Origin of the sequence: Qipengyuania sp., from assembly GCF_042095715.1 — a bacterium.
In the GTDB taxonomy this organism is placed as follows: domain Bacteria; phylum Pseudomonadota; class Alphaproteobacteria; order Sphingomonadales; family Sphingomonadaceae; genus Qipengyuania.
In genome coordinates this window covers 1-5,661 of the sequence record NZ_JBELMO010000114.1, presented here as the reverse complement: position 1 = coordinate 5,661, position 5,661 = coordinate 1, and the positions used below count along the sequence as shown (strand labels likewise).

Genomic DNA, 5,661 nt, shown 5'->3' with positions numbered 1-5,661 from the left:
CAGCATCCAGCGCCGCCACCAGAAGGTGGTCGAGGAAGCGCCGTCACCCTTCGTGACGCCGCAGATGCGCAAGGCGATGGGCGAACAATGCGTCGCCTTGGCTCGGGCAGTGGATTACCATTCCGCGGGCACGGTCGAACTGATCGTCAGCGGTGCCGACGCGAGCGGGGAAAGCTTCTATTTTCTCGAGATGAACACTCGCCTGCAGGTGGAGCATCCCGTCACCGAGGCGATCACCGGCGTCGATCTGGTCGAACAGATGATCCGCGTGGCTGCCGGGGAGAAACTGGCCTTTGCGCAGGATGATATCGGCATCAACGGCTGGGCTATAGAGAACCGCGTCTACGCCGAGGACCCCTATCGTGGCTTTCTGCCCAGCACGGGGCGCCTGGTGCGCTATAGCCCGCCCGAGGCCGCCACACATCAGGAACCCATCGGGGAAGCCCAAGAGGCATATGTCCGCGTGGACGACGGGGTCGCGGAAGGTGGGGAGGTTTCCATGTTCTACGACCCCATGATCGCGAAGCTTGTCACCTGGGGCCCGACGCGCGACGAGGCGGCGGACCTTCAAGTTGCAGCGCTCGACGCCTTCCGGATCGAGGGGCTGGGCCACAATATCGATTTTCTCAGCGCGATCATGCAGCACCCGCGGTTCCGGGCGGGCGAATTGACGACAGGCTTCATCGCCGAAGAATGGCCCGAGGGTTTCAAGGGCGCGGATACGTCGGCGCGGACTACGGGCGTGCTCTGCGCTGTCGCCGGCGTGCTGGCGACTGCCAATGCCGACAGGAACCGGCGCATCGAGGGGCAGATGAACGGGTCTCTCCCCCCGCCCGGCGATTGGGCGGTTCGCATCGACGGCGAAGATCATACCGTAAGCCTGGAGGAAGAGGCAATCACGGTAGACGGCGAGCCGGTCACCATCCAACTGGCCTATACCCCCGGCGAACCCTCCGTGTCGGTCGCGCTGTACGATGGCGATGCGGATGACGATGCCGAGCCGATCGAAAGCTACGGAATTCAGATTCGTAATACCCGGCTCGGCTACACGCTGACGACACGCGGTGCCCAGCACGACGTGCGCGTCCTGCCGGCAAGATTGGCCCCGCTTGCCGAACACATGATCGAGAAACTGCCCCCCGATCTGTCCAAATTCCTGATCTGCCCGATGCCCGGCCTTCTGGTGAAGCTGCACGTGAACGAGGGCGAGGAGGTGCAGCCCGGCCAACCGCTCGCGACGGTCGAAGCGATGAAGATGGAAAATATCCTTCGTGCGGAAAAAGAGGCGGTGATCGGAGAAATCAAGGCCAAGGAGGGCGATAGCCTTGCGGTCGATCAGGTCATTCTTGAGCTGGATTGACCAGTAACCATTATCGGCTGCATTTTTGTGGGTTCTCCGAAGGTTTCCATATTTAATTAATCAATTCTGTTCGTATTGATTCGACAAAATCAAGGTAAACGCGCTGGAAGTTGTTGCGCCGAGGGTAGACAACGCGCCCATATTTCGATTCGCTGAAATTCAGGAGCAGGCGTCATGGCGCGCAAGGGTATTGGTTTCTTCGACAGCAAGGGACATTTCTTCAAAACGGCAGAGGATGCGACGGTGAGCGACATCGCCTCCCTGCTCGGCAAAGTGGGCGAGGGCGAAAGCTTGGCACCGGGAATTGCCCATATCCTCCTCCGCAGGCGGGAGGAGCTTGAGCGGCTGTTTGCCGAACACGACGCGATGATGGCCGAGCACGAAGCGGTAGTTGCAGCGGCCCGCAATGTCGCGAAACTGCCGGCGAAGCGGCCTGCCGCCTGACTAAAGCTCCAGGTGCAGGTACTGGTTGAAGGCGGTCGGCTTGTAGTCGCCGAAAGCCGGGCCGTTCGTGAAGCCGCGCTTGCGATAGAGGGCCAGTGCGGGCTCGAACACCGGGCCCGTTCCGGTTTCGAGGCTCAGCCGTGTTATCCCCGTCGAACGCGCATGCTCCATGATCCTATCCAGCAAGAGCGCGGCAACGCCCTGCCGTAGATGGGCGGGGTCGGTACGCATGGATTTGATCTCGCCATGCGTGGGCGAAAGCTGTTTTATCGCGCCTATCCCGGCGACCACGTCGTCGGCCCAAACCGCCCAGATGGTAATTTGAGGCCCGCTGAGCCCCGCCAGATCCAGCGCGAAAGACGTGCCCGGCGGCGAGGACTCCAGCATGTTGCGCTGGTGAAGTGCGATCAGCGTGGTGACGCGCGGATCAGACAGATCCGCCTCAGTCACGCGCATCACGGACCGTCGAGCTCATCGTCGAGGAAGAGCGCGATGTCTGCAAGATCCACATCCTTGGAAACGAAGGCCTCCCCGATTCCGCGAAGCAGGATGAAGGGCAACGTTCCACCGTCCATCTTCTTGTCCTGGCGCATGTGGTGGACCAGCACCGCGCCATCGCAATCCAGACCGAGCCGGGAAATTTCGTGGGGGAGCCCGATCGCCGCAACCGCGTCGCAAACGCGACTGGCATCAGCGGGGGACATGAGACCGAGCCGCGCCGAATACCGGGCCGCGAGGACCATGCCCAAAGCCACGCTCTCGCCATGCAGAAGTCGGTCGCTGAATCCCGTTTCCGCCTCCAGCGCATGGCCGAAGGTGTGGCCAAGGTTGAGCAGAGCGCGCATGTCGCGCGTTTCCCGCTCGTCCTCCGCGACGATTTGGGCCTTGCAACGCACGCTCGTCGCGATGGCGTGTTGAAGCGCATCTGTCTCCCTTTCGACGACGGCCGGGCCATTGTCCGCGAGCCAGTCGAAGAAAGACCGATCACCCAGGACGCCATATTTGAGCACTTCGGCATAGCCGGCGCGCAGTTCGCGCAAGGGAAGGGTCGATAGCGTATCGAGATCGGCCAGGACCAGCGCGGGCTGGTGGAAGGCACCGACGAGATTCTTTCCGGCTGCGGTGTTGATGGCCGTCTTTCCGCCAACGGAACTGTCGACCTGGGCGAGCAGGGTGGTGGGGACCTGCACAAAGCCGCACCCGCGCTTGAGTATGGCGCAAGCGAAACCGCACAGGTCGCCCACCACCCCGCCGCCCATCGCGATGACGTGATCGCCGCGTTCGACCCCTTGCGCCAACAGCCAGTCGATCAGCCTGGCGAGCTCCTGCCAGCTTTTGGATGCTTCTCCGCTCGCCACTTCGTAAACCGCGACGTCATGACCTCCGTCCTTGACGGACTGGGTCAATTTCGCACCGTGCGCTGCCCAGGCATTCGTGTCGGCGACGACCGGGACCGTCGTCTTGCGGAGGAATGGTTCCGCGTGCGACGCAGCCCGGTTCAATAGACCGCCGCCGATTGCGACTTCGTAACTTCGCCCGCCCAGCGAAACCGGGATCACATCCATGCGTCTATCGCTTCCAATATCTTCATAGCCGTTTGATGATGAGGGTAGTTACCCGTTTCGATGCGGATAGGCGCTTGGGCATAAGCTGGCGACCTTTCCCGGTGCAGCCTGCTCAGAATGGCGTGGGGATCGCCGGTCTTCAGCAAGGGGCGGGTTTCGCGCCGTGCGGTGCGGGCAACCAGGGTTTCGATATCGCAATCCAGCCAGACGGCGAGGGCGGAGCGAAGGATCAATGCGCGCGTCTCTTCGTCCATGAACGCCCCCCCGCCGGTGGCGACCACGCCGCGACGATCCTCGAGCAGTCTTGCGATCACCCGTCTTTCCCCGGCGCGAAAATAAGGCTCCCCGAACTCTTCGAAAATTTCGGCGATGGATAGGTGCGCGGCCTCTTCGATGGCGTCGTCGCTGTCGACGAAATCCATGCCGAGAAGGCTGGCCAGCCTTTGCCCCACGGTCGATTTCCCAACACCCATCAGGCCGACGAGTACGATGGGGCGATCGAGCCGATTCGCCAGCGTCGCTATGTCTTGGGAGGTAAATTCACTGGACGTGGTCATTGAAGAGTGGCGTAAAGCTGGGCTATCGGCCGTGCAAGCCATGTAACCCCTGAGGACGAGAACGACTTTTGACCAATCTGGGTAACCGTTGGGTTCTGGTGCTGATCGCAGTTGTCGGCATCATCGTTCTGCTGGCTTGGCATGGCGGCGGCGAGGAACCTTTGCGCACGATCGAGACAGATGTGGCGATCTCGGGCAGCGCACGATGAGCCGCGGATCTATCGCCTTCGCGACCAGCGCGGTTCTCCTCGCTTGCGCATCATCCTTCGCGCTTGCGCAGGACGCGCCCGCCGATCTTCTGCCTCCGGGTTTCGACGTGCCCGCGCCAGCGCCAACACCGTCACCTACGCGCACGGCGAGACCCGCGCCTGCACCGACCGCAACCTCCGTGCCCGCACCGACCGCTTCGAGAGCGGCGCCCGAACTGCGGGCCGGCGAGGTCGTTCAAGAGATTCCGGGCGGGGCCGCTCGGCCTTCCGCGCCGGCTTCCGCCGCTTCTGCGGGTATCGATCTCGAGAAACTGCCGACGCTGAGCGAGCTCGAGTCCATGACGACCGACGAGCTCGACGAGATTTTCGGTTTGAAACCGACCGTCGACATTCCCCCAGCGCGGCAGCGCAGCCTCGCGCGCGTGGGGCTGCTTTCGCCGGCCGAAGGCGGATTGCCGGTGAATTCGCTGGCAAACCAGCCGGGGCAGTTGGTTCGCGCTGCCGTTACCGGGATCAAGGGCCAGCTGGTTTCCCGCTGGGGCCACATCCTGCTCCGCCGCATGCTGGCAAGTCGGCTTGCCGCGCCCGGCGATCTGGATCCCGCAGAGTTCGCGGCCCAGCGCGCCAGCCTTCTGGTGAGGCTGGGTGAAAACGATGTCGCCCGGGCGTTGGTGCAGGACATCGACACCGCAAATTTCTCGCCCAACCTCACGAATGCGGCTCTATCCGCCTATCTTGGCAGCAACGACATTTTGGGCGCGTGCCCGGCGGTCCGCCTGCAACGAAGCGAGCGCGACGACGCGGAGTGGCGCATGCTGGCAGCCATCTGCAACGCACATGCGGGTGAGCCGACCAATGCCTACAACGATCTGCGCCGGTTGAGGAACACCGGCCGTGCCGATCGAGTCGATGCCCTCTTGGCCCAGCGCTATGCAGGTGCGGCCGGCGATGGACGCCGGTCCGTGACGATCGAGTGGGATGGGGTTGAGGAGTTGACTCCCTGGCGCGCTACGCTGGCCCGCGCCGTAGGGGCCGAAGTGCCGGCCGAGCTCGGCTCGGCAGCGCAGCCGTGGTATACCTTCAGCGGCGCCACGGCGCCCATGCTTTCGCCGGTGGAAAGGGCCGCCTTCGCCGATGAGGCCGCCCGCCGGGGTGTTCTGTCGTCGCAAGCCGTGATCGATCTCTACTCGCTCGTTTACGGTGAAGGCGGACAGGGCGATGCGGAGGAAACCGCGCAGGCTTTGCGCGCCGCCTATGTGGCCGGCTCGGGAGCGGCCCGACTCGAGGCAATCCGGGCGATCTGGGGCGACGGCCGCGCCGACCCCTATGGCCGCTATGTAATGACCGCCTATGCTGCGGCTCGCGTGCGCCCGACCGAGGAAATGGCCGGCGATGCCGCGCCTCTGATGGCGTCCATGTTGACGGCCGGCCTCGATCGCGACGCGGCGCGCTGGGCTTCTGTCGTGGAAGAGAGCAGTCAGGCCTGGGGTATATTGGCGGTCGCGAACATCGGCGATCGCACTGCC

General features: G+C 63.6%; 7 protein-coding genes. 4 read left to right on the top strand and 3 right to left on the bottom strand.

Features of this window, described 5'->3' with window-relative positions; all coding sequences use genetic code 11:
• A partial coding sequence (locus ACFDTG_RS15885) for a biotin/lipoyl-containing protein (RefSeq protein ID WP_375291929.1) occupies positions 1-1,360 on the top strand: 1,360 nt, incomplete at its 5' end.
• 174 nt (positions 1,361-1,534) lie between these two features.
• Positions 1,535-1,804, top strand: coding sequence for a hypothetical protein (locus tag ACFDTG_RS15880; RefSeq protein WP_375291928.1), 270 nt, complete (start codon positions 1,535-1,537; stop codon positions 1,802-1,804).
• Here ACFDTG_RS15880 and ACFDTG_RS15875 read toward each other — a convergent pair whose 3' ends face one another.
• The 3 genes from ACFDTG_RS15875 to ACFDTG_RS15865 are packed head-to-tail and all read right to left on the bottom strand — an operon-like array spanning position 1,805 to position 3,926.
• Positions 1,805-2,260, bottom strand: coding sequence for a GNAT family N-acetyltransferase (locus ACFDTG_RS15875; protein WP_375291927.1), 456 nt, complete (start codon positions 2,258-2,260; stop codon positions 1,805-1,807).
• On the bottom strand, positions 2,260-3,369 hold the full coding sequence (aroB, locus tag ACFDTG_RS15870; RefSeq protein WP_375291926.1) for a 3-dehydroquinate synthase: 1,110 nt from the start codon (positions 3,367-3,369) through the stop codon (positions 2,260-2,262). Before aroB ends, ACFDTG_RS15875 begins: the two co-directional genes overlap by 1 nt.
• Complete coding sequence (locus tag ACFDTG_RS15865) at positions 3,360-3,926, bottom strand: shikimate kinase (protein WP_375291925.1); 567 nt, start codon at positions 3,924-3,926, stop codon at positions 3,360-3,362. Before ACFDTG_RS15865 ends, aroB begins: the two co-directional genes overlap by 10 nt.
• Before the next feature lie 68 nt (positions 3,927-3,994).
• Here ACFDTG_RS15865 and ACFDTG_RS15860 point away from each other — a divergent pair, with 68 nt between their 5' ends.
• Both ACFDTG_RS15860 and ACFDTG_RS15855 read left to right on the top strand, forming a co-directional pair.
• On the top strand, positions 3,995-4,135 hold the full coding sequence (locus ACFDTG_RS15860; RefSeq protein ID WP_375291924.1) for a hypothetical protein: 141 nt from the start codon (positions 3,995-3,997) through the stop codon (positions 4,133-4,135).
• On the top strand, positions 4,132-5,661 hold a 1,530-nt coding region (locus ACFDTG_RS15855), incomplete at its 3' end, for a hypothetical protein (protein ID WP_375291923.1). The genes ACFDTG_RS15860 and ACFDTG_RS15855, both read left to right, overlap by 4 nt.